The 26,609-nt window shown below is 29.3% G+C and carries 28 protein-coding genes; 5 read left to right on the top strand and 23 right to left on the bottom strand.

Features of this window, described 5'->3' with window-relative positions:
- Positions 1–480: 480 nt before the first annotated feature.
- Both I2H23_RS11295 and I2H23_RS11290 read left to right on the top strand, forming a co-directional pair.
- Positions 481–1,269 (top strand): threonine/serine exporter family protein, encoded by a 789-nt coding sequence (locus tag I2H23_RS11295; protein ID WP_195238285.1) that lies wholly within the window; start codon positions 481–483, stop codon positions 1,267–1,269.
- Positions 1,269–1,745 carry a threonine/serine exporter family protein gene (locus I2H23_RS11290; RefSeq protein ID WP_092923811.1) on the top strand — a complete coding sequence of 159 codons (477 nt, stop codon included), beginning with the start codon at positions 1,269–1,271 and terminating at the stop codon, positions 1,743–1,745. Before I2H23_RS11295 ends, I2H23_RS11290 begins: the two co-directional genes overlap by 1 nt.
- 106 nt (positions 1,746–1,851) lie before the next feature.
- On the opposite strand, the gene I2H23_RS11285 is transcribed toward I2H23_RS11290, so the two are convergent.
- Together I2H23_RS11285 and I2H23_RS11280 are read right to left on the bottom strand one after the other, a co-directional pair.
- On the bottom strand, positions 1,852–2,301 hold the full coding sequence (locus tag I2H23_RS11285) for a SoxR reducing system RseC family protein (protein WP_092923808.1): 450 nt from the start codon (positions 2,299–2,301) through the stop codon (positions 1,852–1,854).
- Between the two features lie 10 nt (positions 2,302–2,311).
- Positions 2,312–2,602, bottom strand: a complete 291-nt coding sequence (locus I2H23_RS11280; RefSeq protein WP_092923805.1) for a metal-sensitive transcriptional regulator — start codon at positions 2,600–2,602, stop codon at positions 2,312–2,314.
- Positions 2,603–2,905: 303 nt separating this feature from the next.
- Between I2H23_RS11280 and I2H23_RS11275 the strand changes: the two genes are divergently transcribed.
- Positions 2,906–3,178 carry a hypothetical protein gene (locus I2H23_RS11275; protein ID WP_195581648.1) on the top strand — a complete coding sequence of 91 codons (273 nt, stop codon included), beginning with the start codon at positions 2,906–2,908 and terminating at the stop codon, positions 3,176–3,178.
- Positions 3,179–3,317: 139 nt separating this feature from the next.
- Here I2H23_RS11275 and aspS read toward each other — a convergent pair whose 3' ends face one another.
- From aspS to I2H23_RS11170, 21 genes are all read right to left on the bottom strand, one after another.
- Positions 3,318–5,102, bottom strand: coding sequence for an aspartate--tRNA ligase (gene aspS, locus I2H23_RS11270; protein ID WP_092923800.1), 1,785 nt, complete (start codon positions 5,100–5,102; stop codon positions 3,318–3,320).
- Between the two features lie 244 nt (positions 5,103–5,346).
- Entirely contained in the window at positions 5,347–6,609 is a 1,263-nt protein-coding gene (gene hisS, locus I2H23_RS11265; protein WP_092923797.1) for a histidine--tRNA ligase, read from the bottom strand.
- On the bottom strand, positions 6,599–8,071 hold the full coding sequence (gene hemZ / locus I2H23_RS11260; RefSeq protein WP_092923794.1) for a coproporphyrinogen dehydrogenase HemZ: 1,473 nt from the start codon (positions 8,069–8,071) through the stop codon (positions 6,599–6,601). The genes hisS and hemZ overlap by 11 nt, the downstream gene beginning before the upstream one ends.
- Positions 8,072–8,201: 130 nt before the next feature.
- Positions 8,202–8,825 carry an MBL fold metallo-hydrolase gene (locus tag I2H23_RS11255; protein ID WP_166505984.1) on the bottom strand — a complete coding sequence of 208 codons (624 nt, stop codon included), beginning with the start codon at positions 8,823–8,825 and terminating at the stop codon, positions 8,202–8,204.
- A 12-nt stretch (positions 8,826–8,837) separates the two neighbouring features.
- Positions 8,838–9,287 carry a D-aminoacyl-tRNA deacylase gene (gene dtd / locus I2H23_RS11250; RefSeq protein ID WP_092923788.1) on the bottom strand — a complete coding sequence of 150 codons (450 nt, stop codon included), beginning with the start codon at positions 9,285–9,287 and terminating at the stop codon, positions 8,838–8,840.
- A gap of 11 nt (positions 9,288–9,298) precedes the next feature.
- Entirely contained in the window at positions 9,299–11,509 is a 2,211-nt protein-coding gene (locus tag I2H23_RS11245; RefSeq protein WP_166505985.1) for a RelA/SpoT family protein, read from the bottom strand.
- 192 nt (positions 11,510–11,701) lie between these two features.
- Positions 11,702–12,214, bottom strand: coding sequence for an adenine phosphoribosyltransferase (locus tag I2H23_RS11240; protein WP_092923782.1), 513 nt, complete (start codon positions 12,212–12,214; stop codon positions 11,702–11,704).
- 14 nt (positions 12,215–12,228) lie between these two features.
- Positions 12,229–14,736, bottom strand: coding sequence for a single-stranded-DNA-specific exonuclease RecJ (gene recJ, locus I2H23_RS11235; RefSeq protein ID WP_195581647.1), 2,508 nt, complete (start codon positions 14,734–14,736; stop codon positions 12,229–12,231).
- Between the two features lie 13 nt (positions 14,737–14,749).
- A complete protein-coding gene (locus I2H23_RS11230; protein ID WP_195581646.1) occupies positions 14,750–16,414 on the bottom strand; it encodes an ABC1 kinase family protein in 1,665 nt (554 codons plus the stop codon).
- Positions 16,415–16,488: 74 nt separating this feature from the next.
- Complete coding sequence (locus tag I2H23_RS11225; protein WP_092923773.1) at positions 16,489–16,989, bottom strand: gamma carbonic anhydrase family protein; 501 nt, start codon at positions 16,987–16,989, stop codon at positions 16,489–16,491.
- A gap of 1 nt (position 16,990) precedes the next feature.
- Positions 16,991–18,364 carry a thioether cross-link-forming SCIFF peptide maturase gene (gene scfB, locus I2H23_RS11220; protein WP_092923770.1) on the bottom strand — a complete coding sequence of 458 codons (1,374 nt, stop codon included), beginning with the start codon at positions 18,362–18,364 and terminating at the stop codon, positions 16,991–16,993.
- Between the two features lie 244 nt (positions 18,365–18,608).
- The gene (gene scfA, locus I2H23_RS11215; RefSeq protein WP_092923767.1) at positions 18,609–18,752 is read right to left on the bottom strand and encodes a six-cysteine ranthipeptide SCIFF; all 144 of its coding nucleotides are present in this window, start codon (positions 18,750–18,752) and stop codon (positions 18,609–18,611) included.
- Positions 18,753–18,816: 64 nt separating this feature from the next.
- Positions 18,817–19,179 carry a TIGR04086 family membrane protein gene (locus tag I2H23_RS11210; protein WP_092923764.1) on the bottom strand — a complete coding sequence of 121 codons (363 nt, stop codon included), beginning with the start codon at positions 19,177–19,179 and terminating at the stop codon, positions 18,817–18,819.
- Positions 19,180–19,245: 66 nt separating this feature from the next.
- Positions 19,246–19,524, bottom strand: coding sequence for a preprotein translocase subunit YajC (yajC, locus tag I2H23_RS11205; RefSeq protein WP_092923761.1), 279 nt, complete (start codon positions 19,522–19,524; stop codon positions 19,246–19,248).
- A gap of 183 nt (positions 19,525–19,707) precedes the next feature.
- Positions 19,708–20,829 carry a tRNA guanosine(34) transglycosylase Tgt gene (gene tgt / locus I2H23_RS11200; RefSeq protein ID WP_092923758.1) on the bottom strand — a complete coding sequence of 374 codons (1,122 nt, stop codon included), beginning with the start codon at positions 20,827–20,829 and terminating at the stop codon, positions 19,708–19,710.
- A gap of 28 nt (positions 20,830–20,857) precedes the next feature.
- A complete protein-coding gene (locus I2H23_RS11195) occupies positions 20,858–21,355 on the bottom strand; it encodes a phosphate-starvation-inducible PsiE family protein (protein ID WP_092923755.1) in 498 nt (165 codons plus the stop codon).
- A 10-nt stretch (positions 21,356–21,365) separates the two neighbouring features.
- Entirely contained in the window at positions 21,366–22,391 is a 1,026-nt protein-coding gene (gene queA, locus I2H23_RS11190) for a tRNA preQ1(34) S-adenosylmethionine ribosyltransferase-isomerase QueA (RefSeq protein WP_092923752.1), read from the bottom strand.
- A gap of 192 nt (positions 22,392–22,583) precedes the next feature.
- Positions 22,584–23,600 (bottom strand): Holliday junction branch migration DNA helicase RuvB, encoded by a 1,017-nt coding sequence (gene ruvB / locus I2H23_RS11185; protein WP_092923749.1) that lies wholly within the window; start codon positions 23,598–23,600, stop codon positions 22,584–22,586.
- Positions 23,601–23,760: 160 nt separating this feature from the next.
- Positions 23,761–24,363, bottom strand: a complete 603-nt coding sequence (ruvA, locus tag I2H23_RS11180) for a Holliday junction branch migration protein RuvA (protein ID WP_092923746.1) — start codon at positions 24,361–24,363, stop codon at positions 23,761–23,763.
- Positions 24,356–24,865, bottom strand: coding sequence for a crossover junction endodeoxyribonuclease RuvC (gene ruvC / locus I2H23_RS11175; protein WP_092923743.1), 510 nt, complete (start codon positions 24,863–24,865; stop codon positions 24,356–24,358). The genes ruvA and ruvC overlap by 8 nt, the downstream gene beginning before the upstream one ends.
- Positions 24,866–24,989: 124 nt before the next feature.
- Positions 24,990–25,589, bottom strand: a complete 600-nt coding sequence (locus tag I2H23_RS11170; RefSeq protein WP_092923740.1) for a hypothetical protein — start codon at positions 25,587–25,589, stop codon at positions 24,990–24,992.
- A gap of 161 nt (positions 25,590–25,750) precedes the next feature.
- On the opposite strand from I2H23_RS11170, the gene I2H23_RS11165 reads away from it, so the two are divergent.
- Both I2H23_RS11165 and I2H23_RS11160 read left to right on the top strand, forming a co-directional pair.
- Positions 25,751–26,071: a hypothetical protein gene (locus tag I2H23_RS11165; RefSeq protein ID WP_092923737.1), complete on the top strand. Its 321-nt coding sequence runs from the start codon at positions 25,751–25,753 to the stop codon at positions 26,069–26,071.
- 92 nt (positions 26,072–26,163) lie between these two features.
- Positions 26,164–26,478 (top strand): DUF1540 domain-containing protein, encoded by a 315-nt coding sequence (locus I2H23_RS11160; protein WP_092923734.1) that lies wholly within the window; start codon positions 26,164–26,166, stop codon positions 26,476–26,478.
- The last annotated feature ends 131 nt before the right edge of the window (positions 26,479–26,609 follow it).

Here is a 26,609-nt window from a genome sequence, read left to right as displayed (position 1 = left end):
AATATCTGGCTTGGTTTGTTTTCGATTCTTTAAGAATCAGTTATATAAATTAACCTACTGTTTAATTTTCAAAGTTCTTACTGTCCTCTCTTGGACAAGTACTACTATATCATCTTATTTTTATATGGTCAACACTTTTTTTAAACTTTTTTATTTTTTTCATTTTTTCTCAATATTTTGTATCAATATTTTTTATAAAAAGCAAGTAATAATCTAGATTTAGGTTATTTTTATTATATTATGTATTAATAAAATTTTTTAAAAATATTTTTATTTGTATTTTTAAATTCTATAAGTTTTTTAATATAAATAAAAGATGAGTATTTTGACAAAATAGATATAATAATTATTATTATTTAATCTATATAATGTATAAATTTAAAGCTTTATTTTAAATTCATATATTTAACTATAGTTTTGTAAACATATGTCAAAAAAGATGTTATAATGCTTATAATAGGTTAGTTAGGAGGGAATTTTATGTATAACGACAGCAATCAAGAATACAAAAAAGACGTACTTAGGTTAGCTTTATTTCTTGGTGAACTTATGCTAATAAATGGGGCTGAAACTTATCGTGTAGAGGATAGCGTTATTAGAGTTTGTAAGTCGAGGGGTTTTAATCATATTAGCGTATTTGCAACTCCTACCGCTATCATCATATCAGATGATAGATTTGATGGTTTATCCTTCATGAAAACGATTAGAAACCGTGGAATAAACTTAAACAAAATTTCTCTACTTAATAATTTTTCTAGAGAGTTTGTTAATGCAAAGGATATGCCTATAAAAGATGCTTTAGCAGAGCTTAAAGTTCTTGGGGAGACTCCTGAACATCCGCCTAAATTAGTTTACATAGCCACAGGTTTAGCATCTGCTTCTTTTGCTTGTGTTGTTGGGGGTAATAATTTAACTAATTTCATATTTACAACTATAATATCTATACTAGCAGTTATATGTTATAAAAAAATTATGAAGATAAGTAATATACCAGCCTTTTCTAGTTTAATAGCTTCAGTATTTATAGCTTTAACTGGGGTTTTAATAACAGAACTTGGCTTCTTAGCAACACCTAAAACCCTAATAGTTGGTTCTATAATGCCACTACTTCCTGGAGTATCTTTTATAAAAGGTATACGTGATTTAATTGCAGGGGATTTAATTTCAGGAGTAGCACGTGCTTTTGATGCAGGCTTAACTGCTATTTCTATAGCTTGTGGTGTTGGTCTTGTTCTAGATTTATGGCTTAAGTTTGGAGGTGCATTCTAATGACTGATATGAGTTTAGTTTGGCATTTTATATTTTCAGCATTTTCTACTGTTGGATTTGCTGTATTTTTAAATGGACCTATATCTACACTAGTTCCAGCAGGAATTACTGGAGGTATAGGGTGGACAATGTATTATTATTTAATGGGAATTACTTCTAATGCAATAATTTCAAACTTCATAGCTACTCTAATTGTTGCTTTTATAAGTGAAATGCTTGCTAGGAAATTAAAACATCCTGCAATATTATTTGTAATACCAGGTATAATACCTTTAGTTCCTGGACTTGGAATGTATAATACTATGCTTTATCTAGTTCAAAGAGATTATGATATGGCTGTATCAGTTGGTACAGATGTATTATTTTCTGGGGCCGCTATAGCACTTGGAATATTAGTTATGACTTCTTTTGTTAGAACTATAAATATATTCAAACTAAAGAAAATGGCAGCATTAATTCAAAAGGTTAATAAATAATTGCTTAGATTTTAATTATAAAACCTTTATAAAAAAGCTATGAAAATAGAGTTTAATTCTATATTCATAGCCTTTTTATTAATATATGAGCATGATTGACTATATACTATAAAGAAATATCTTTTCCACTTGATACTATATCCGTAATTATAGGTATATACTCTCTGCTCTCTCTAAATTTTTTATCTCTTTTTTTAAGTATAAAAAAAACAATCATCATAGTAGTAATACCCACTATAAAACTTATAACTTCTATACTACTTGTCATACTTATGCTATTTAGTATAAAATATGTAGCTATTGTTCCAATCAAAAGACCTGCTAATGGAGTAAGATATACTAAAAAGGCTGCTTTTAATACATTTACACCATCCATATTTACTTTTACCCTATCTCCAACTTTAGCACCTATGTTATTATCAACTTCTACCACTATGTCTTTTGATTCTGAACTAGTAACACATTTTCCACAAGCTGCACAAGCAGAATGCCTTTGCATTTTTAGCTTAGCAGTATTTTTATCTAAAATCTCTATTATATAACCTTGTTGTTCCACAAAACCACCCCTATTTTGTAAACTTAGTTATAGTACCCATTAATTCATTTATAACATCTTCTGTAACTTCTTCATTACCGCTTTTTATGGTGTGAGAAACACATCCTTTTATATGATTTTCAAGCACTATTGTACCCACTTTGTTTATAGCAGATCTAATTGCCGATATTTGGACCAATATATCTACACAATACCTTTCTTCTTCTATCATATTTTGAATACCTTTAACTTGTCCCTCTATTCTTTTAAGTCTTTTTATAAGAGCTTCTTTATCATTTGACTCAGCTAATTTTCTTTCCATATGTTCACCTCTTTTATTGATATATATATTATAGCTTATTTTTATTTTTTCGATGTGAATTTAATTCAAACTATCTAATACTTTATACGAATTTTTTAGAAAATATAGCCTACTAATCATTTTTAATTACAAAATAAATAGTTTTTAATAATGATTAGTAATTATATTATATAATATAATTATTAAATTCTAAATATTTTTCATATTTATATCTTAATTATAATACTATTTTACTCTTTTAAGTATAGTTTTAGCTTATTATGTTGATTATATTAATAGATTACTTTTAAAGGAGATTCTAATATGGATACTAATTCTAAATCAAATGCTAAAAAAGCTTTAAATAACTTAAGAATGGAAGTTTCATCTGAACTTGATTATTACGGTAGCTCAGATAATAAAACAACTAATAAATATTCACAAGATACTTTAGATGATCATGCTAAAAATTTATTATCTGGAGATAAAGCATATAACATGGAGGGTACTAAACCTTATGCGGGTGGAGAAAGATCCGTTGAAGGTGGAGAAAAGATGCTTGTAAGCAAGTACTATTCTCAAAATAATATTAAATAGTCAAACTTAAATTATAATTTTTATGTATCCACTAGGTTTATACCTTGCTCAAAAATAAATAAATAAATAAATAAAGAAAGTGCCTCTTAATAATCTATCTTGAGGCACTTTCTTTGCTATAATATACAAAATTTGTATATTACTTGTTTATTTCAACTTTTATATTTAATTCTTTTAATTGCGCTTCTTCAGCTACTGCTGGAGCATTAGTCATTGGACATACTGCACTTTGGTTTTTAGGGAATGCTATAACATCTTTTATGTTAGTAGTTCCTGCAAGTATCATAACTAATCTATCAAGTCCAAATGCAATTCCTGCATGAGGAGGAGTTCCATACTTAAATGCATCTAATAAGAATCCAAATTTCTCTCTAGCTTCTTCTTCAGTAAATCCTAATGCTTTAAACATTTTTTGTTGAACGTCAGCGTTAAATATTCTAACACTTCCTCCACCAACTTCGTATCCGTTTATAACTATATCGTAAGCCTTAGCTCTTAAAGATGCTTTGTCATCTCCTTCAAGCTTTTCTATATCTTCATCCATTGGAGAAGTGAATGGATGATGTTTAGCTACCATTCTTCCAGTTTCTTCATCTTCTTCAAATACAGGGAATTCAGTTACCCATAACATTTTGTATTCATTGTTGTCTAATAAGTTAAGTCTTCTAGCAACTTCAAGTCTAACTTGACCTAATGCATCAAATACTACAGAGTTTTTATCAGCAACGAATAATAATAAGTCGCCTTCTTTAGCATTCATTCTGTCAAGTATAGCTGTTAATTCTTCTTCTGTGAAGAACTTAGCTATTGGAGAAGTAACCTCTCTGTTAGCTCCTATTCTCATCCAAGCAAGACCTTTAGCTCTGTAAGTCTTAGCATGGTCTTCTATTTTACTTAATTGCTTTTTACTTATTTCATCAGATTTACCTTCAACATTTATACCTCTAACGCTCATTCCATCTTTAGTAGCATTAGCAAATACTCCAAATCCACAGTTTTCTACTAAATCAGATATATTAGTTAATTCGTATCCAAATCTAGTATCAGGCTTATCACTTCCGTATCTTTCCATAGCTTCAGCATATGTCATAACTGGAAGTGGTAATGCTACATCTACATTTAATATTTCTTTAAATATAGTTTGCACCATTTTTTCCATTATTGCCATAACATCTTCTTGTTCAACAAAAGACATTTCACAGTCTATTTGAGTAAACTCAGGTTGTCTGTCTGCTCTTAAGTCTTCATCTCTAAAGCACTTAACTATTTGGAAGTATCTATCCATACCACTTACCATTAATAATTGTTTGAATAATTGTGGTGATTGTGGTAAAGCATAGAATTTACCTTCATTAACTCTACTTGGTACAAGATAATCTCTAGCACCTTCTGGAGTTGGCTTTATTAAGAAAGGTGTTTCTATTTCACAGAAGTTATTTTCTGTTAAGTAGTTTCTTACTATATTTGCAACCTTACTTCTTAACATTAAAGTCTTTTGCATAGATGGCTTTCTTAAATCTAAGTATCTATACTTAAGTCTTAATTCTTCTGATACATTATCATCATCTTTTATATATATTGGTGGTGTTTGAGATTCATTAAGTATTCTAAGTTCAGTAGCAAATACTTCTATATCACCAGTTGGCATGTTAGGGTTTTTAGATGATCTTTCACAAACTTTTCCCTTAACAGCTATAACATATTCAGAACCTAACTTTTCAGCCTTAGCAAAAGCTTCAGCATTAACGTCAGTATCAAATATTATTTGGCATAATCCACTTCTATCTCTTAAGTCAACAAATACTAATCCACCTAAGTTTCTTTTCTTTTGAACCCATCCCATAAGGACAACTTCTTCATTTATATTGTTTTCTCTTAAGTCCCCACAATAGTGAGTTCTCTTTAATCCGTTTAGAGTTTCCATTATTTACCCTCCAGGCTTTCTTTAAATTTCCTATAGCACATAATAAACTATATTTATTTAAAAATTATTGATATATAATCTTTGTATATGTGCTTCAAAAGTCTTTCTTTAAGACCTTTTGTATAAGACTTATTATAATTTAATATTTTATCATTACTGCAATTTACTTGTCCATTTAAAATTGGCTTTCTATAATTTATGATATATCATTTATTATATTTAAAATTGTATAGTAATTTATAAATTATAATCTTTCCTTTAATTCTTTAACTATATCACTTAGTTTTATAGTAGTTTGCTCTGATGTAGCCATATTCTTAAGTGTAGCACTATCATTTTCTAACTCATCATCACCTATAACTATAGTGAATTTTGCATTTATTTTATCTGAGTACTTAAATTGTGCCTTAACGCTTCTATCTAAGTGGTCATTTTCAGCACTTATATGTTCACTTCTTAAATCTTTTAATATTTTAAAGCTCTTAGTTTTAGCTTTATCTCCTATTGTTACTATGAATATATCCATAGCATGTGGATTTTCGATTTCTATATTATTATTTTCTAAAGTTAATAATAATCTTTCAACTCCTAGACCAAATCCTATACCACTAACTCCTTTAGGTCCTCCAATTTGTTCTACTAGTCCGTCGTATCTTCCTCCACCACAAACTGTACTTTGAGCACCAATATCATTTGATATTATCTCAAAAGCAGTTTTCTTGTAGTAATCAAGTCCTCTAACAATTTTTTTGTCAACTACATAGTTTATTTCCATTTCACTTAAGTACTCTTGTACTTTTGCAAAGTGTTCTCTACAATCATCACATAAGTGATCTACCATAAAAGGTACATCTTGTAAGTTTTCTTGACATGTAGGATTCTTACAGTCTATAACTCTCATTGGGTTTTTATCTTTTCTTTCTAAACAAGTTTCGCATAATACATCTGCTTTTGAATCTAAGTATGCTTTTAGTATTTCGTTGTATTTAGCTCTACAAGTTGGACATCCAACAGAGTTTATGCTAACCACTAAATCTTTAAGACCAACTTCATTGAAAAATTGAACAGCTAAAGCTATTACTTCTGCATCTAATGATGGTTTGTCACTTCCTAAAGCTTCTATTCCAAATTGGTGGAATTGTCTTTGTCTTCCTGCTTGTGGTCTTTCATATCTAAAACAAGGTGTCATATAAAATAACTTTGTTGGTTGAGTTTCTGCATATAATTTATTTTCTATAAATGCTCTAACTACACCAGCAGTTCCCTCTGGCTTTAAAGTTATATCTCTTTTACCTTTATCTTCAAAAGAATACATTTCCTTTTGTACTATGTCAGTTGTATCTCCAACACTTCTTTTGAATAATTCTGTATGTTCAAATATTGGAGTTCTCATTTCTTCGTATCCAAATAATGCACATACCTCTCTAAATTTATTTTCAACATAATTCCATTTGTAAGCATCTTTTGGAGTTATGTCCTTAGTTCCTCTTGGAGCTTTAGTTAACATTTTTGTATATCTCCTTTCTCTTTCTTTCTATCATTTCATCAACTCTGTCTATATATTGCTCTACATTTTTAACATTGTCAACTCTTTCTATTCTATCTTCATCAACATATACAAATTTTGATATAGATCCAGCACCTACTGCATAGTTACTTTGCTTTTCTTCCATTATTTGAATGTTATATATACATTCATAACCTTCTTTAGCATATCCTATGTTTTCTAGATTTCCTAACATATGCTTTTGACGGTACATATAATATGGATTAAGTCCCATATCACGAGCATATTCCATTGATAAATCTATCATTTTTATCATTTCTTCATATCTTGTAAGTTCGTATTTATCTAGATTTTCTTTTAGATTAGATGCTCTTTTTACAGCTAATGTATGTACTGTTAAACTTTCTGGTGAAAGTTTTTTGATTTCTTCTAAAGTATTTCTAACCATATCTAAATCTTCATCTACAAGACCTAATATGATATCCATATTTATATTATCAAATCCTATTGCTCTTGCCATATTAAAACAATCTACTATATCAGCTACAGTATGGTCTCTACCTATTTTAGCTAATGTTTCATCATTCATAGTTTGAGGATTTATACTTATTCTATCTACATTATGCTTTTTAAGAACTTCTAATTTTTCTCTAGTTATAGTATCAGGTCTTCCTGCTTCTACTGTAAATTCTTTTATTGTACTTAAATCTAACTCTTTAAATAAAGCAGTTATTAAAGTATCTAACTCTTCTTTTTCTAAAGCTGTTGGAGTTCCTCCGCCAATATATAGTGTTTCTATTTCTTTATTAGTGTCTTTTAATATTTTAGAAAGTCCCTTTATTTCTTCTATAAGCTTATCTACATATTCTTTTCTTAAATGTCCAAATTGCTTTAATGGATTTGCTGGGAATGAACAATAATAACATCTTGTTGGACAAAATGGTATACCTACATATAAAGAAATTTTATTTTTATCTATTGGATATATAAATATTCTTTCTCTCTTTGCAATTTCTAAGCTTAAGTCTATTTTTTCATCCATTATATAGTATTTTTCTTTTAATATTTTTCTTATAGACTCTTCATCTACACCTTGATCTAATAGAGTGTGTACTATCTTAACAGGTCTTATACCTGTTAGTATCCCCCAAGGTACATATGAGTTTAATCTATTTTTTAAAACTTTAAATATACTTCTTTTTATAGTTTCTTTTGTAGCTTTTTTTATTTCTTGTTCATTTAATCCACTTATGTTTATATGGTCTCTAAACTCATACTTTAAATCATAATTTTCATAGTATTCAGTTTTAGCGATTATTGTATCATTATATTTTAATAATGTATTTGTTAATATTCTTCCGAAGCTTTTTCTTTCTACAAATTCAAAATCCGTAGTAAATAGTTTTATTAATTCAGCTACTTCGTATTTATAATCATGTCCTTTTAAAACTACACCTATCATTTTCTTGCTCCTTCTTAACATAATAGTTAAATTTACTTTAAGTTACTTAAATGCCTAAAAGATAGCTAATATAGCTATCTTTTAAAACTTTAGTTATATATTATCCATAAGTTATTGGAGCAATTATTTTTTATCTGCTCATATATGGATTGCTCGTCTTTTCTATTCCTAAAGTAGAACTTGGTCCATGACCTGGATGAATTTTAACGTCATTTTCATATTTTGATAATTTCTTAAGAGATTTTTCTAACTCTTTATAACTTCCTCCAATAAAATCTGTTCTACCTATACTTCCTGCAAATAAAGTATCTCCAGTAAACATATCATCATTGACCCTTATACACATTCCACCTTTTGTATGTCCTGGTGTATGTATAAATGATAGTTTTAAATTACCTAATGTTAATTTCTCTTTATCATTTACATATATGTCAGCATCTAATTCTTGTGGTCCGCAATGAGGCATCATACAACTTAAATTTTTTCTATTATCATTTAATAGCTCTTTTTCATCAGTATGTGCAACTACCTTAGCACCTGTCTTTTCTCTTATAGATTTTACTGCACCTATATGATCTCCATGTCCATGAGTTAATAATATATACTCAAGTGTTAAACCATTATTTTTTATATAATTTAATATCTTATCTTCTGCTCCACCTGGGTCTACTACTGCACATTTTTTAGTTTCTTCATCTACTAATATATACATATTTTCACCAAAGCTTGGTTCAAGTATTTTTTCTATTTTCATTTTTAAATCCCCCTAGAAAGCTTTATTTGACTCTAATAATATTGTAACTGGTCCATCATTAGTTAAATCTACCATCATATGAGCACCAAACTCACCAGTTCCAACTACTATATCATTATTCTTTGCTTTTTGTACAAACTCTTCATAAAGTTTAGTTGCAACATCTGGTCTTGCTGCATTTGTAAAGCTTGGTCTTTTTCCTTTTCTACAATCACCATATAAGGTAAATTGTGAAACCACTAAAAGTTCTCCACCTACATCTTTAAGAGATAAGTTCATTTTTTCATTTTCATCTTCAAAAATTCTTAGGTTTAGTATTTTATCTATCATGTAATCAACATCTTTTGATGTATCTTCATGAGTCACTCCAAGTAAAACAAGTAGTCCCTTGTTTATTTGGCCTGTAACACGATCACCTACTGTAACTTTAGATGATGATACTCTTTGTACAACTGCTCTCATAGTCCTTCCTCCTAGTTTATTACTCTATATACATCTTCTATTCCTGGTATAGATTTTATCTTTTTCATTAATAAATTTAGCTCATCTATATTATCAACTTCAATAAGTAGATTAACATTTATAATACCTTCTTTTCCTTTTCTGGCATTTATACCATTAAATCCTACTTTTTCAACTGCTACAGCATGAGTTATATCATTAATTATACCTTTTCTATCTACACCTTTTATTTGAATTTCTGCTTCAAATCTACTACTTTCCGAGTTACACCATTCAACTTCTAATAATCTATTTTTAAAGAAGTCTCCATTTACATTTGCATTAGGACAGTCTTTTCTATGAACAGCTACACCTCTACCTTTTGTAACATATCCTACTATTTCATCACCTGGAAGTGGATTACAACATTTTGCAAATCTAACTAATATATTATCAAGTCCTTTTACTGTTACTCCTTGAGATGTATTCTTTCTCTTTTTCTTATATTCAGAATCTGTTAAATTATGATTCTTTAAGTCCTCTACAGCATTTACTTCTTGTTCTTTTTTAGTTTTTTTGACTTCTTTTTCGTATAATTCTCTTACCTTTGGAACAACTTGTGATGCCATTATTCCACCATAACCAATAGTAGCTATTAAATCCTCTACAGTTTGTTGATTGAATTTTTTAGCCACTTGACCTAGGTACTTTTCTATACAAGCTTCTTTTGCTGGTATATTATATTTTTTAAATTCTTTTTCAAGTATTAAATTTCCACGTTCAATATTTTCTTCTCTTCTTTCCTTTTTAAACCACTGTCTTATTCTACTTTTAGCATTTGGTGTTTTTACTATATTAATCCAGTCTCTACTTGGTCCATTTGAATTTGAAGAAGTTAATATTTCTACTATATTTCCGTTTTGTAATTTATAATCAATAGGAACTATTCTTCCGTCTATCTTAGCTCCAACGCATTTATTACCTACATTAGTATGCACTCTATAAGCAAAATCTATTGGAGTTGCACCTGCCGGAAGTTCTATGACGTCCCCCCTTGGAGTGAATACATAAACTTGACTACTAAATACATCATCTTTAAGAGCATCTAAAAACTCTTGAGGATCTTTTAGGTCTTTTTCCCACTCCATCATTTGTCTTAACCATTGAAGTTTCTCTTCTACATTTTGTCTTGTATCTTGAGTTTTACCTTCTTTATATTTCCAGTGAGCTGCAATCCCGTATTCAGCTATTTGATGCATTTCTTTTGTTCTTATTTGTATCTCTACAGGCTCGCCATCTGGTCCTATAACAGTGGTATGAAGACTTTGATACATATTAGGTTTTGGCATTGCTATATAATCTTTAAATCTTCCTGGAATTGGCTTCCATAATGTATGTACCATTCCAAGTACTGCATAACAATCTTTAACATTATCTACTATTATTCTGACTGCTGTTAAATCATAAATTTCTTCAAATCCCTTGTCTTTGTTTTTCATCTTACTGTATATACTATAAAAATGCTTAGGTCTTCCATATACATTGTATGGTATATTTACAGATTTTAATTTTTCATCTAGTATACTTAAAACTTTTTTTATATACTCTTCCCTTTGGCTTCTTTTTTTAGCTACCTTTTCAACTAATTCATAGTATCCATCTGGATCTATATATCTAAGTGCTAAATCTTCTAATTCCCATTTTATTTTAGAAATACCTAATCTATTTGCTATTCCCCCATAGATTTCAAGTGTTTCTTTTGCTTTTGATTTTGCTTTTTCTGGAGGCATAAATTTTAAAGTTCTCATGTTATGAAGTCTATCTGCTAATTTTATAAGTATAACTCTTATATCCTTAGCCATAGCCATAAACATTTTTCTTAGATTTTCTGCCTGTGTTTCTTCTTTTGATTGATACTTAATTTGTCCAAGTTTAGTTACTCCGTCCACTAAATTGGCAATTTCTTGAGAAAACTCTTTTTCTATATCTTCATAAGTATAGTCCGTATCTTCAACAACGTCATGTAATATTCCTGCTGCTATAGTTTCTATATCAAGTTCCATGTCTGCTAGTATATTGGCAACTGCTAGAGGATGAATGAAATAAGGTTCACCAGACTTTCTAAATTGACCTTCATGTGCTTTTTTACCAAGATAATAAGCTTTTTTTACTAAATCTATATCAGCATTTGGAGCATAACCTTTTATTTTTTCTATTAATTCTTGTAATTCCTTATCATGCATAATACCACCTATTTTACATATGTAATTTTATAAAGCCTCATTCATTTACTCAAAGAAACAAAACCCTATATTAATTTAATACCTTTTTAATCCTATTGTGTAAACATTTTAATTCTTTATACTAAAATAGTTGGTATAATACCAACTATTTTAGTAATGCCTTTAAGCACCTTTGTAAAATAATCTAATTTATTAATATTTTATTAGAGAATTTACATCGTATTTAGATAGCTTTTCTCTTCCATTTAAGGACTCTAATTCTATTAAGAATTGCATAGATACAACTTCTCCACCTAATTTTTCTATTAGAGCCGCTGCAGCTTCCATAGTTCCTCCAGTAGCTAGTAAGTCATCAACTATTGCTACTCTTTGTCCTGGTTTTATAGCATCTTTATGTATTTGTAAAGTGTCACTACCATATTCTAATCCGTACTGATAGCTTTCTGTTTCATATGGTAATTTTCCTGGTTTTCTAACTGGGACAAATCCAACTCCCATTCCATAAGCAACTGGAGTTCCTGTTAAGAATCCTCTCGCTTCAGGTCCTACTACTATGTCTATGTTTTTATCTTTTAAATTTTTTATAAATTCGTCTATAGCATATTTAAAAGCTTCTCCGTCTTGCATTAATGTAGTTATATCCTTAAAACTTACTCCTTCTTTTGGGAAGTCTTTGATTTCTCTTATCTTTTGTTTTAAATCCATTACAATTGCCCCTCCTAATAACTTTCTCTGTATTTCTCGTTAAGAGTTTTTAAGTTTTTAAGTATTTTACTTTCATCTAAGTTTAATTTTTTGTCTGGTTTTGGTAATAACTTTATATTTATAGATTTTGTATTTAGTAAGCTATTATATACAAACTCAAAATCTAATAGTAACAATTCTTTAAACACTTTTAATATTGTAAATACTTTTAAAGGTATCATGTTAAATACCTTCTTTATATCCTTAAAATCAACATTTATTTCTTTATTTGAAAGCATAAATTTATATACGTATATAAATTCTTCTCTTTCTGGAATTAAATTATTTACAATATTGTTTAGATATAGTAAATCCGTTTGACTATAATATTTGATAATTATAGCCTCATTATTCGCTTTTTCGTATAAATGAGAATAGTCCCCCATATTATACAAATAATCATAAAGAATAATATTATTATATCTTTTTATATTAATTTTTTCAATATTTGGAGAGAATATAAGCTGAAGTTTATCACTATTTGACATAATTTCGTTGTAGTTTATGTCAAATCCATCTATTATATCTTCATCTACTAATGATATATCTGATATAGCTCTATAAAACCCATTTATAGTATTTGCTATAACTAATGTATCTTTAGCTATGTAATCAAATATATTAATATCTTTATTTCCACTTATCATTTCTTCTATATTATCAAATCCAAATTTTTCATATAATGAATTTTTATCAACTTCTTTTATATCGTATAAGCAATTTTCATTAGGTATAGTCTTTGAAAATAGTTCAATAATATCTTCATTTGTACTACTATTTTTAGGATAAGACATTCTTATATCTTTTAATAAAAGCTGAATACTTCTCCTTCCCATAAAATTATTTTCATCTAATTGAAAAAGTACATCTACCTTATCTCCTGGCATATATCTTTCTTTAAGGTATGCCATATTAAATCCTATACATTCATAAGACTTTTCTTTTTCTATAGTAAACTTTATATGTTGTTTATTTTTACCCATAGTTATTATACTTTTAAGTATTGCATCTCTTACTATGAATCTAGGATTAGGGTTATTTAATCCATATGGCTCTAGCTTATGAAGTTCTTCTACTAATTCTAAACTTATAGATTCTTCTTTTAATTCAAGTTCTGCTTTTACATTTTCTATTAAATCTTCTTCAGTAAGTTCATAATCTGCAAACTTATTAACTTCATTAGAAAGCTTGTCTATGTTTTCTTTATCTAAAGATAAACCTGCTGCTTGTTCATGCCCACCAAACTTATTTAATAAATCTTTACATCTTACAAGTGCATCAAATATACTAAACCCTTTTATAGATCTAGCCGAACCTGTAGCTTCACCATCTTCTATAGTTAATAGTATTGTTGGCTTGTAATATTTTTCTGTAAGCTTTGATGCAACTATACCAATAACTCCATGTTGCCACCCTTCATTAGCTATAACTAAAACTTTATCAGTCTTGTACTTTTCATTAGCCTCTATTATAGCCTCTGCTTCTTGATACATTTTTCCTTCTATTAACTGTCTTTCGTTATTTTTCTCTTCTAGTAACATTGCTATTTCTTTAGCTTTTTCTGTATCTTTTGTAGTAAATAATTCAACACCTAACATTGAGTACCCAAGTCTACCTGATGCATTTATTCTAGGTCCTATAGAAAATCCTATATGAGATGAACCTATTTTTTCTGTTTCAACTCCACAAACCTTTATAAGCTCCCTTAAGCCTATATTATTGCCCTTAGACATAAGAGTTAAACCATTTTTTACTATTATTCTATTTTCGTCTACTAGCGGTACTATATCACATATAGTAGCTAGGGTTGTTATTTCTAAATATTTATATAAACTATTTTTAAATTCTTCTTTAGGAGTAAGTGCTTGTATTAATTTAAAGGCAACACCGCATCCACAAAGCATATCAAAAGGATAATTACAATCTTCTTGTTTTGGATTTATAACAGCTAGAGCATTAGGTATTTCACTTTGACACTCATGATGGTCTGTTATTATAACATCTATACCTAATTCATTTGCTATTTTTACTTCCTCTACAGATGTAATACCACAGTCTACACTTATCATTAGGTTACATCCTTGATTATGTATGTGTCTTATAGCTTCTTCATTTATGCCATATCCTTCTTCTAATCTATTTGGTATGTAATAATTAACTGGATAGTTAATAGAGTCAAAATATAAACATAATATTGAGGTAGAAGATACTCCATCTACATCATAATCTCCATATATCCATATGCTCTCTTTATTGTCTATAGCTTTTTTTATTCTATCTACGGCTTTATCCATGTCCTTCATTAAAAATGGGTCTCTTAAATATTCTAATGATGGATTCATAAATATTTCTGCATCTTTTTCGTTATTTATTTCCCTATTTTTTAAAATTTGACTAATTTCCGGGGAAATTTTTAATTTTTTACTTAATTCGCTTTCACATACATCTCCCGTATGTTTAAGTGTCCATTTTTTATTGAACATAACTTATCCCCCTCTATTTCTTTTTATATTGAATTCTTATAATTTTGACTACTATTAATATACCTATTATAAATGATATAAAGAAACCGCTTAATGCAGTAAACCTTATCCATATATTATTAGTTATATTAGGTGATGAAATTATAAGTGAGGAACCGACTATTATAGCGGCTAATACTAAACTTAAAGACACTTGTGTAGTTAGATCCCTCATTATTTCCTCTAGTGAAGCAAACTTTATGTCTTCTAATTGAATTTTTATATTGTTTTTTTCTATATTTCTAAGTATACCTCTCATTTGCTTAGGTATATTTTTCATATCTGATATTATCTCTTCTGTCATATGTTTTGACTTTAAGAAAGCATTTTGAGGATTAAATTTATTTATATAATAATGCTTCATAAATTCTTTACCTATAGATGACACGGAGAAGTTTGGATTTAAATCTCTTCCAGTTCCTTCTAGGGTTATCACTGCTTTTGCAAGTGTAGAAAGCTGTGATGGTATTGATACTTTATATCTTCTAAAGAATCTAAATACTTCATTCATAATATCCGATATATTTATTTTTTCTATTGGAACATCATAATAATAATGAATTAAATATAATAAATCTTGTCTTAGCCCAATTATATCCACTTCATTATTTATAACATCCATCTCTGTTAATATATATATTACCCTATCTACATTCTTCTCTACCAGAGCTACTGCAATTTCATTTAAAGCATTTAATGTGTTTCTATCTACTATTCCTACCATCCCAAAATCTATATAAGATATAGTATTTTGACTGACCACAAAAATATTTCCTGGATGTGGGTCAGCATGAAAAAATCCATATTCAAATACTTGCTTAAATAAGGACTTAATTCCTATATCACTTATTACCTTCGTGTCCCAATTAAGTTCCTTTATTTTCTCTGCATCATTTAGTTTTATACCTATAATTTTTTCCATTACTAATACTTTTTTTGTAGTAAATTCTCCATAGATTTTAGGTATATAAACTTCTCTACTATTTTCAAACATTTTCCTAAACTTCATAGCATTTATAGCTTCAAAGTTGTAATCTAGCTCTCTCATTAATTGAGTTTGAAACTCTTCAATTATCTGTATAACGTCTATAGAGCTATGTTTATTTGAATCTTTAAATGCTAAAACCATTCCCTTTAGTATTTCTAAATCTGATTTTATCCTACTTTCAATATTAGGTCTTTGTATCTTTATTATTACATCTTCTCCATTTTGAAGCTTGGCTTCATATACTTGCCCAATAGATGCCGCCCCTATTGGATTAGGATTAAATTCATTAAATACTTTTTCTATATCTAGACCTATTTCTTCTTTAAATATCTCTTTAGCAATATCCGTATCAAAAGGTTCTACACTATCTCTAAGCAAAGATAATTCATCTATTATATCTTGGTCTAACAAATCTTTTCTAGTACTTAAGATTTGTCCTAACTTAACATAAGTAGGTCCTAACTCTTCAAAAGCTCGTCTTATCTTTTCCCCCGTAGACATTTGTTTTATTTCTTCAGATGGATTGGTTATAGGTATTTTATATGCTACACCTTCAATATTTAATTTTTCTACTATATAAGAAAACCCATATTTAATTAATATGCGTATAATTTCTTTGTATCTTTTTATATTTCTGTAACTTATTCTCACTCTTATCAGCTCCATCTTTTATTGACTTAAGTAAACAATAAAAGGGCAATATTAAAATTGCCCTTTTAGTTTTCTTATTTATGATTATTTGCAGTTTCTACATATTTTAATGCTGATTTTTTAAGATTTTCTTTTTCTTCATGTGTTAGTTCTCTTATTACTTTTGCAGGTGAACCCATAGCAAGTACTCCTGATGGTATTTCTTTACCTGGAGGTACTAAGCTTCCAGCAGCAAGTAGTGTACTTTCTCCGACTTTAGCACCATCTAACACTATTGCCCCCATACCTATTAATGTATTATCTCCTATTTTACATCCATGTATAAGAGCTTTGTGTCCTATAGTTACATTGTTTCCTATTATAGTCGGTGCATCATGACAAATATGAACTACACATCCATCTTGAATATTTGTATTTTCTCCTATAGTTATGCTACTTTCATCTGCTCTTATAACTACGTTATACCATATGTTAGCATTTTTCCCTATAGTTACATTACCTATTATATCTGCACTATCTGCTACAAACACATTTTCATGAATATTAGGTTCTATTCCTTTGTACCCTTTTATCATCTTATTCTCCTTCTAACATTAATTTTGCTTGTATCATTATTGAACATTCTGTACGTTTCTTTTGCATTTCGCATCCTAATTCATATGGCTTCATTATGTCATTGTTAAAGTTTATTGCATTTGCATGACATCCACCTGAACAGTAGAATTTATTCCAACATTTTTTACAATCTTCTTTGCTGTATACGTGAGCATCTCTAAAGCTCTTTACAACTTCTTTAGGGAATACTATTTCTTCTTCCATTATGTTAGATAGTTTGTAGTCTTCATTTCCAACGAATTGGTGACATGGATACATATCTCCATTTGGAGTTATAGCAAGATATTCATTTCCTGCTCCACATCCTGTTACTCTCTTTATTACACATGGACCTTGATTTAGGTCTATTATAAAGTGGAAGAATTTAAAATCTTTACCTGATTTTAACATATCAGCATATTTTACTGCTAAGTTTTCATATTCTTCAAATACTCTTGGTAAATCTTCCTCTTTAAGAGCATATGGATTTTCATCTGCATCTACAACAGGCTCTATAGATGTAAGAGCAAATCCTTCGTTAGCAAAATGCATAACGTCTTTAGAGAAGTCTAAGTTTTCTCTTGTGAAAGTACCTCTTATGTAGTAGTACTTATCTTTATCTCTACCTTCTACAAGTTTTTTAAACTTTGGTAATATGATGTCATGACTTCCTTTATCGTTTAAAGTTGGTCTCATATTATCATTTACTTCTTTTCTACCATCTAAACTTAAAACTGCATTATGCATATGCTTGTTTATATATTCTATCTTTTCATCATCTAGTAATATACCGTTAGTAGTTATAGTGAATCTTATATTTTTATTGTGTTCTTTTTCTACACTTCTTCCGTACTCAACTAATTGCTTAACTACATCGAAGTTCATTAATGGCTCTCCACCAAAGAAATCTATCTCTAAGTTTCTTCTGTTTCCAGAGTTAGCTATAAGGTAATCTATTGCTTTTTTACCAACTTCAAAGCTCATCATTTCCTTAGCTCCACCAAAGTCACCTTGTGCTGCAAAGCAGTATTTACATTTTAAGTTACAATCATGTGCAACATGTAAGCATAATGCCTTAACAACTTTCTTTCTATCAACAAATGCTGGGTGTAATTCATAGCTATCTTCTGTATATAAAAGACCTTCTGATTCTAAAGTAGCTATTTCTTCATATGCTTCTTCTAATTGCTCTTTAGTGAATTCTTCACCTAGAATCTTAAATAATTCTTCCTTTGTATTTTCTTTGTAATGATCTAATAATCTATACGCTACATCATCAACAACATGAACAGCTCCACCATTTACATCTAAAACTATATTATATCCGTTCATTGAAAACTTATGTATCATACTCATTTTGCGTCCTCCCAAGTTTTATTATTTATTCATCTATATCAACAATTTTCCTCATTGTATTTAAACTCTATCCTTCATTATATAACTTAAATAAAATATAGGCAATACTTCAAAAAATTAGCTTAATTTATATCTAAAATAATATTTATGTATATAATCTATGCTAAATCACACTCATTAATTAAAATTAAAATAAGACGTCATAAGTTATGACGCCTTACTTTTTATGTTTATCCTAAACTTATTATCTTTCGCACTCTTGGTTTGCTACTGTACAAGAAGTTTTGCAAGCAGATTGACAAGAAGTTTGACATTCTCCACATCCACCTTTAGCAGCACTTTGCTTTAATGTAGCTTGAGATAAAGTTTTAACATGTTTCTTTTCCATTTTAAGTACCTCCTAGTTAAATTTCCCTATTGATTATATCACAAAATGTATTTATGTAAAACTTCTATTTGAAGTTTACACCCAAAACCCCTCCAATACCACCAGATAAGGATACTAAAAGTGCCTTATAAAGCATACCCATATCAAACATAAATTGATCTTTAGCTAAACAAACTAACAATATAAGAAACACTATATAAACTAAACCTACTAATAATCCATATATAAGACCCTTTTCTTTTATATGTTTAGTAGCATAAAAGCCCCCAAACGCTGAAGATGCTGTAGTTATAACTGAAGATGCCATAGCTATACTGCTTCCTGACATATCTGTAAATGTAAGTATTAAATTATATATAAGTAAAGTAGCTAATGTTAATATGTACGCATATCCAAGACCTTTTAAGATATGATTTGTTTTTTCCATAAAAAATACCTCCCCTCAGTAATATATATATATTCTAGGAAAGGTATTTAAATTACTATTATTTAATTATTTCTCATCTTGTGGCTGAACAGTTCCTATAGCCCATTTTTCAAATGGAACTTTACTTCTGTTTGGTCCAAGTTCTAATACTACATGATCTTCTTCAACCTTTGCAACATGAGCTATTATACCACCTATAGTAGTTACCTTATCTCCTGTTTTTAGGTTTTCTCTCATTTCTTTTAATTGCTTTTCTTTTTTCTTTTGAGGTCTTATTAATAGGAAGTAGAATACAGCAAATACTGCTACCCACATAACTACAGCCATTATCATTTGTTGTGGCATTACCTTCACTCCTTTTTATTATACTAAATTCTATAATACTATAAATATTATAGATTACCCTCCTTGGATAATCTATTTATTTTTAATTAGTATTTATATAAACTATACCCCTAAAATATAGGAAGAGTTTACCTTTTCATTAATAATTATATATTAAAAATACTTTATTTCATAGTACAATTTCTATAATTTGTATCCGTATTGCTTAAAGAACTCTTCTTTAAAGTCTAATAGTCTATCTTCCATTATAGCTTGTCTTACTTGCTTCATTAAGTTTAATAGGAAGTGTAAGTTGTGAGTCGTTATTAGTCTTGCTGCTAATATTTCATTAGCCTTAACAAGATGTCTTATATATGCTCTAGTATAATTCTTACAGCAGTAACAATCACAATTTGGATCTAATGGAGTAAAGTCTTTTGCATATTTTGCGTTTCTAACTACTATTTTACCAACACTAGTCATAGCTGTACCGTTTCTAGCTATACGAGTAGGTAAAACACAGTCAAACATATCTATTCCTCTTATAACACCTTCTAATAAGTCGTCAGGACTTCCAACACCCATTAGATATCTTGGCTTATCTTCTGGCATTAGAGGTACTGTATAATCTAATACTTCATACATTAATTCTTTAGGCTCTCCAACACTTAGACCACCTACTGCATATCCTGGTAAATCTAATTCTAATATTTCTTTAGCAGATTGCTCTCTTAAATCTTTGTACATTCCACCTTGAATTATACCAAATAATGCTTGTTTTTCAGTGTTTTTATGAGCTTCTTTACATCTTTTTAACCATCTTGTAGTTCTTTCTAAAGAGTTTTTAACATACTCTCTATCCGCTGGATATGGAGCACATTCATCAAAGGCCATCATTATATCTGAACCTAGAGCATTTTGTATTTCCATAGCTTTTTCAGGACTTATAAAGTGTTTAGATCCATCTATATGAGATCTAAAATGTACACCTTCTTCTGTTATCTTTCTAAGTGGCCCTAAACTAAATACTTGGAATCCTCCACTATCTGTAAGTATTGGCTTATCCCAGTTCATAAACTTATGAAGCCCACCAGCTTCCTTAACTAACTCATGTCCTGGTCTCATATATAAGTGATATGTGTTACTTAATATTATTTGAGATCCTATTTCTTTTAACTCTTCTGGAGTCATTGATTTTACTGTTGCTTGAGTTCCAACAGGCATAAATATAGGTGTTTCTATAACTCCATGTGGAGTGTGAAGTCTTCCTAATCTAGCTCCACTTTGCTTACATGTTTTTATAAGCTCATATCTTATTGCACTCATAATTTTGTCTCCTTACTATCTATTCATTTTATACGTTGTGTTGCTTCATTCTTTCTCTACAAGCTTCGCATTCTTCACATTCTTGACCTTCTTCACAGTCTTCATAGTGAATACTGGTTATATTCATAGTACTGTTATCCTTAGCTATTAAGTATTTTCTAATAATAAACAATCCTGCGATTGCTATAACACCTAATAATACTTCTGTCATACCTTCACTCTTTGGAAGTAATAGCATTTTTCTAGCTATTGCATATAGTAATACCTCTAAAAGAGCACCTGGAATATGAAGTGATAACATTACTACAAGCTCTACCCCTATAACTAAAAGTAAAATCTGTCCTAATATATCATTTAGTTGACCATAATCAACCGGTGTATGAAAATCTACTATATAGGCTGTCCATATTACTCTTAAAACGTCTATAGTTCCTAAAAATACAGCAAGTAGAACCACCATTGCTAAAATTGATTCAAAAACATAGGCTATTCTTAAAGATAAATTATTTTTATCTATATTTTTCATCAAATTCCCCCTATTTTATAATCATGGCATCTCCGAAACTAAAGAATCTATATTTTTCTTCAACTGCAACATTATATGCATTTAATGTTTTGTCTTTTCCACATAAAGCACTTACTAACATTATTAAAGTTGACTCTGGTAAGTGGAAGTTAGTTATAAGTCTATCTACTACCTTAAACTTATATCCTGGGTATATAAATATATTAGTCCATCCACTAGACTCTTGTACAACTCCATCTTCACTACTTGCAGACTCTACAGTTCTACAGCTAGTAGTTCCAACACATATAACTTTCTTTCCATTAGCTTTTGCTTTATTTATTTTGTCAGCTGCCTCTTTATCTACCATATAAAACTCAGAGTGCATCTCATGATTTAATACATCTTCTACTTTTACTGGTCTAAAAGTTCCAAGGCCAACATGAAGAGTAACAAATGCTATATCTACACCTTTTGCTTTTATCTCACTAAGTAGCTCTTGTGTAAAGTGTAACCCTGCTGTTGGTGCTGCCGCTGAACCATTGTGTTTTGAATATACAGTTTGATATCTTTCTCTCTCTTCTAATCTTTCTGTTATATATGGAGGAAGTGGCATATTTCCTAGTTCATCTAAAACTTCTTCAAATATTCCTTCATAATAAAACTTTATTATTCTAGAACCCTCTTCAGCAAGTCCCACTACTTCTCCTATTAGCTTTCCATTTCCAAAAGAGAATTTAGCTCCTACCTTAGCTCTTTTACCTGGCTTAACTAGAGCTTGCCAAGTATCCTCTTCTGTTCTTTTAAGTAAAAGAAATTCTATTTTTCCTCCAGTATCAAGTTTTTCTCCTATCAATCTAGCTGGTATAACTCTAGTATTGTTAAGAACTAAGCAATCTCCTGGATTTAAATAATTTATTACATCTTTAAATATCTTATGCTCAATTTCTCCGCTTTCTCTATCTAAGACCATAAGCCTTGAGCTTGATCTATCCTTTATAGGTACTTGCGCTATTAATTCTTCTGGTAGGTCAAAGTAAAAATCACTTGTCTTCAATTTAAACGTCCTTTCCATAAAATTTATATAATTATCATAATAACAAAAATATCATATTTTTTCTATATTCATATTCCTAGCCATTATTATAACTCTATAAATTAATGATTTTTTATTTCGTCTTTATTTTACTTTTCTATTTTACCCTAGATTTCTTTTTAAAACAAAGCCTAGTTTTTATTTTTAATAGCTTTATTTAGTAGGGTAAGGAATTTTTAGGTGCTCATAGGCAAGTGGCATTGCCACCCTTCCCCTTGGCCCTCTATTTAAAAATCCTAATTGTAATAAATAAGGTTCATATACATCTTCTATAGTATTTCTATCTTCTCCTATTGATGCAGCTAATGTATCTAGCCCTACAGGTCCACCCTTAAACTTTTCAATTATTGTCATAAGTAACTTTTCGTCTACATAATCAAGACCTAAACTATCTACGCCTAAAAGTTCTAGTGCCTTATCTGCAACTTCGTTAGTTATATCTCCATCTGCTCTTACTTGTGCATAGTCTCTTACTCTTTTTAAAAGTCTATTTGCTATTCTTGGTGTTCCTCTAGAACGTCTTGCTATTTCTATTGCACCACCTTCCTCTATAGTAGCTCCTAATATTTCAGCTGATCTTATGACTATTTTTGCTAATTCATCAACAGTGTAATAATCTAGTTTTGATATAACTCCAAATCTATCTCTTAGTGGATTTGTAAGCATACCAGCTCTAGTTGTAGCTCCTATTAGTGTAAATTTTGGAAGGTCTAGTCTTATACTTCTAGCTGATGGACCTTTTCCAATTATTATATCCAAACAAAAATCTTCCATTGCAGGATATAATACTTCTTCTACACTTCTATTTATACGATGTATTTCATCTATGAATAATACGTCATTTTCATTTAAGTTAGTTAGTATTGCAGCTAAATCCCCTGCTCTTTCTATTGCAGGACCTGATGTTATTCTTAGATTAACACCCATTTCATTAGCTATTATACTTGATAAAGTTGTCTTACCTAATCCTGGAGGTCCATATAAAAGTACATGGTCTAATTGTTCATTTCTAGACTTTGCAGCCTCTATAAATATTTTTAACTGTTCTTTAGCTTTTTCTTGACCTAAATAATCATCTAGAGATTTTGGTCTTAAGCTATTTTCTATATCTACATCTTCATTTTTCATGGTAGATGTAATTATTCTGTTTTCATCTTCAAAATCGTACATAATCCTACCCCCTTACATTTTATTGTCTGTAAACAATTTATTTAAGTTAAATTCCTTCAATCAACTTAATTTTTAGTATTTAATATAAAGCCTTGTAAATATACAATATTAAATATCTTCATTGATTCAATTTTCAACTAATATATCATATTTTATAAATTTATCTTAATGCCTTACTCATTAGATATGTTAGTGATTTCTTTATTATGTCTTCTGTATTAAGTCCGTCTTTTTTACATTTATCTACTGCTTCCTTTGCCTCAGCACTTGAGTACCCAAGAGCAAGTAATGCATCTACTGCTTCGTCTTTTGATATAGCAACTGGAGCTTGCGTAAGTAGAGTTGGTTCAAATTCTATATTATTTTTATCTACTTTATCTTTTAACTCAAGTATTATTCTTTCAGCTGTCTTTTTACCTACACCTGGTGCTTTAGACATTTTTGCTATATCTTCACTTAATATATAGGCTCCTAATTGTCCTGGTGTTGCAAAAGATAATATACCAAGTCCAACTTTAGGACCTATTTTTGATACAGATGTTAATAATTCAAACATATGCATTTCTTCTTTTGTTGAAAATCCACAAAGACTCATATCATCTTCTCTTACTATAAGTTTTGTATATATCTTTGCCATACTTCCTATTTCTAAATCTTTTATAGTGTTTGATGATGCATTTATTTTATATCCTATATTATTATTATCTATTACTATATGGTCTAAATATATTTCTTCTATTGTTCCTTTTATATAACTATACATACTTACCCCCTATATTTTTTAATGTTTTTTCCAATCTATTGGCATGAGCATGACATATTGCAACTGCTAAAGCATCTGCTACGTCATCTGGCTTTGGTACTGCTTTTAGGTTTAAAAATGAAGTTACCATTTGCTGAACCTGTGCCTTTTGTGCCCTTCCATATCCTACTACACCTTGTTTAACCTGAAGAGGTGTGTATTCATATACAGGCTTATTATTGTGTGCGCAAGCAAGCATAGTTACTCCTCTAGCTTGTGCTACACTTATAGCCGTCTTAACATTTTTATTAAAGAACAATTCCTCTATTCCAACTTCATCTACATTGTATTTTTTTATTATTAAATCAATTCCTTTGTAAACAAGTTCTAATCTTTTTAATGTATCCATTCCTGCAGGAGTCGTAACTGCTCCATAATCTATTACTCTAAATTTCGAATTTTTATACTCTATTATTCCAAACCCAACTATTGCTATTCCTGGGTCTATGCCTAGTATTATCAAATAAAACTTCCTCCCATTAATCTTTGTAACTCAAATAAAACTTATGTTCTTATACATTATAGCATAAGTTTTATTTACGTTACAAAAATAACCACAACATATACACTACGTTGTGGTTATTTCATTAACTTCCGAAGTTTTCAAGTCTTGAGTAAGCTTCTTCCTGTGAATCTACGACCACTCCCTTTTGAATTTCTTCTTGTACTGATTTTGGAAGTGAATTTATATGTATTTGAGTATCCTCTACTAATTCTCGATTTCCATCATCATCATATTTATAAAGTCCTATAAGATCATCATCTGCTTCTAAAGCATACTTATTGCTTCTAGATGCATCTTTATGTGTTTGAATTTCTGATAAAACTATCTCATATTTACTTATTTTTTCTACTTCTCTTTCTGGATATTTATTTTTTAAATATTCCCTTATTTCTTTCTCATTCATTTCTACTAATGATTTATCTACTGTTCCTACCATCATAGGAGTCTTATCTGATTCGCTACCATCTTCATTTTTCGTATGAACCCATATTTCACAATCCTTACTCAAACCAAATACTTCTTTAACCTTTTGTTCTTTTTTTATTTCTTCTTTAGCATTCACTTTTTGAGCATCTGCACCATTAGTTTTTACTCCTATATAAATACCACCTGTTAAAGCAACCACTCCTGCTATTATCATAACTGGTATTTTCCAATTAAATGGGTCTCTTCTTTCAAACATTAAAATACCTCCTTCTACATAATTTATTGTTATAGATATAAAATCTTTTATATTTAGGTAATTTTTAGTAATTATTTATATTTGAATTTTTGTCCCATTAATTGTTTTTTATACATATTATATATATCATTATTAAATTTATTTATAAGGGGGGTATTTATGTGAGTTCATACGTTAAAGAAATTTCCGATAGACTTGATTTTATAGAATTTAAGCAAAACATTTTACTTTTAAAACAACCACAACATAAGGCATCTATATTTTATGACCTTACCTTAGATGATTTTTTAAAGATAAAAAGCTTAACTGCTAAAGTTTCTGATATCATGACACGTGGAGAAAAATATACTATATATGATTTTGAAAAAGAATTATTTGTTATATGGCCACCTATAAAAAGCTATCCATCATCATCAACATTGGTTGCAAAAGCGCTTATGGATACTCAATATTTTGATCAATTATTTATGCACGATAACTAATATATTTATTTTTATTGTTAAATAATGATATATTTTCCTTATTCTTGGAAATACTCCTAATAGATTTATTAATTTATTAGGAGGTTAATTTTATGTCTAGTGTAAACTGTAATGTAATAAATTGTTCACATAATGATAGCGGAATGTGTTATGCAAATAAAATTGCTGTTAATGGCAAAAAATCTCATACAAGCACTCATACTTGTTGTAGTTCCTTTGTAGAGTCTAGTGATAACTTATCTAGTTCTAATAATGATCATCCATGTTCATTTATAGGATGTAATGTTAAAACATGTACTCATAATGCAGGTGTCATATGTGCACTTAATAATATAGCTGTTACTTCTAAAACGCCTAGACCAAATGAGTTATCTGAAACATATTGTTCTAGTTTTAAATGCAAATAAATACATAAAAAACCTAGACCAAATATTTTGGCCTAGGCTCTTATCTTTATAGATTATTCTTCGATTTCCCAGTTATGAGCTATAGATTGAACATCATCATCTTCTTCTAACATATCAACTAATTTTTCCAT

It is taken from the genome of Romboutsia sp. BSD2780061687b_171204_C1 (assembly GCF_015560225.1).
GTDB lineage: Bacteria > Bacillota > Clostridia > Peptostreptococcales > Peptostreptococcaceae > Romboutsia_C > Romboutsia_C hominis.
Note: the sequence above shows the minus strand (reverse complement) of the source record. Positions and strands in the feature narration are given on the sequence as shown.

Coding starts and splice junctions, on each gene's coding strand:
- I2H23_RS11295 (WP_195238285.1), top strand. CDS start 481: ATGTATAACGACAGCAATCAAGAATACAAAAAAGACGTACTTAGGTTA.
- I2H23_RS11290 (WP_092923811.1), top strand. CDS start 1,269: ATGACTGATATGAGTTTAGTTTGGCATTTTATATTTTCAGCATTTTCT.
- I2H23_RS11280 (WP_092923805.1), bottom strand. CDS start 2,602: ATGGAAAGAAAATTAGCTGAGTCAAATGATAAAGAAGCTCTTATAAAA.
- I2H23_RS11275 (WP_195581648.1), top strand. CDS start 2,906: ATGGATACTAATTCTAAATCAAATGCTAAAAAAGCTTTAAATAACTTA.
- aspS (WP_092923800.1), bottom strand. CDS start 5,102: ATGGAAACTCTAAACGGATTAAAGAGAACTCACTATTGTGGGGACTTA.
- hisS (WP_092923797.1), bottom strand. CDS start 6,609: ATGTTAACTAAAGCTCCAAGAGGAACTAAGGACATAACTCCAAAAGAT.
- hemZ (WP_092923794.1), bottom strand. CDS start 8,071: ATGATAGGTGTAGTTTTAAAAGGACATGATTATAAATACGAAGTAGCT.
- I2H23_RS11255 (WP_166505984.1), bottom strand. CDS start 8,825: ATGAAAATAGAAAAAATACTTGAACCAAGCTTTGGTGAAAATATGTAT.
- dtd (WP_092923788.1), bottom strand. CDS start 9,287: ATGAGAGCAGTTGTACAAAGAGTATCATCATCTAAAGTTACAGTAGGT.
- I2H23_RS11245 (WP_166505985.1), bottom strand. CDS start 11,509: ATGCATGATAAGGAATTACAAGAATTAATAGAAAAAATAAAAGGTTAT.
- I2H23_RS11240 (WP_092923782.1), bottom strand. CDS start 12,214: ATGGATTTAAAACAAAAGATAAGAGAAATCAAAGACTTCCCAAAAGAA.
- recJ (WP_195581647.1), bottom strand. CDS start 14,736: ATGTTCAATAAAAAATGGACACTTAAACATACGGGAGATGTATGTGAA.
- I2H23_RS11225 (WP_092923773.1), bottom strand. CDS start 16,989: ATGATAAAAGGGTACAAAGGAATAGAACCTAATATTCATGAAAATGTG.
- scfB (WP_092923770.1), bottom strand. CDS start 18,364: ATGAGTATGATACATAAGTTTTCAATGAACGGATATAATATAGTTTTA.
- scfA (WP_092923767.1), bottom strand. CDS start 18,752: ATGGAAAAGAAACATGTTAAAACTTTATCTCAAGCTACATTAAAGCAA.
- I2H23_RS11210 (WP_092923764.1), bottom strand. CDS start 19,179: ATGGAAAAAACAAATCATATCTTAAAAGGTCTTGGATATGCGTACATA.
- yajC (WP_092923761.1), bottom strand. CDS start 19,524: ATGCCACAACAAATGATAATGGCTGTAGTTATGTGGGTAGCAGTATTT.
- tgt (WP_092923758.1), bottom strand. CDS start 20,829: ATGAGTGCAATAAGATATGAGCTTATAAAAACATGTAAGCAAAGTGGA.
- I2H23_RS11195 (WP_092923755.1), bottom strand. CDS start 21,355: ATGAAAAATATAGATAAAAATAATTTATCTTTAAGAATAGCCTATGTT.
- ruvB (WP_092923749.1), bottom strand. CDS start 23,600: ATGTACGATTTTGAAGATGAAAACAGAATAATTACATCTACCATGAAA.
- ruvA (WP_092923746.1), bottom strand. CDS start 24,363: ATGTATAGTTATATAAAAGGAACAATAGAAGAAATATATTTAGACCAT.
- I2H23_RS11170 (WP_092923740.1), bottom strand. CDS start 25,589: ATGTTTGAAAGAAGAGACCCATTTAATTGGAAAATACCAGTTATGATA.
- I2H23_RS11160 (WP_092923734.1), top strand. CDS start 26,164: ATGTCTAGTGTAAACTGTAATGTAATAAATTGTTCACATAATGATAGC.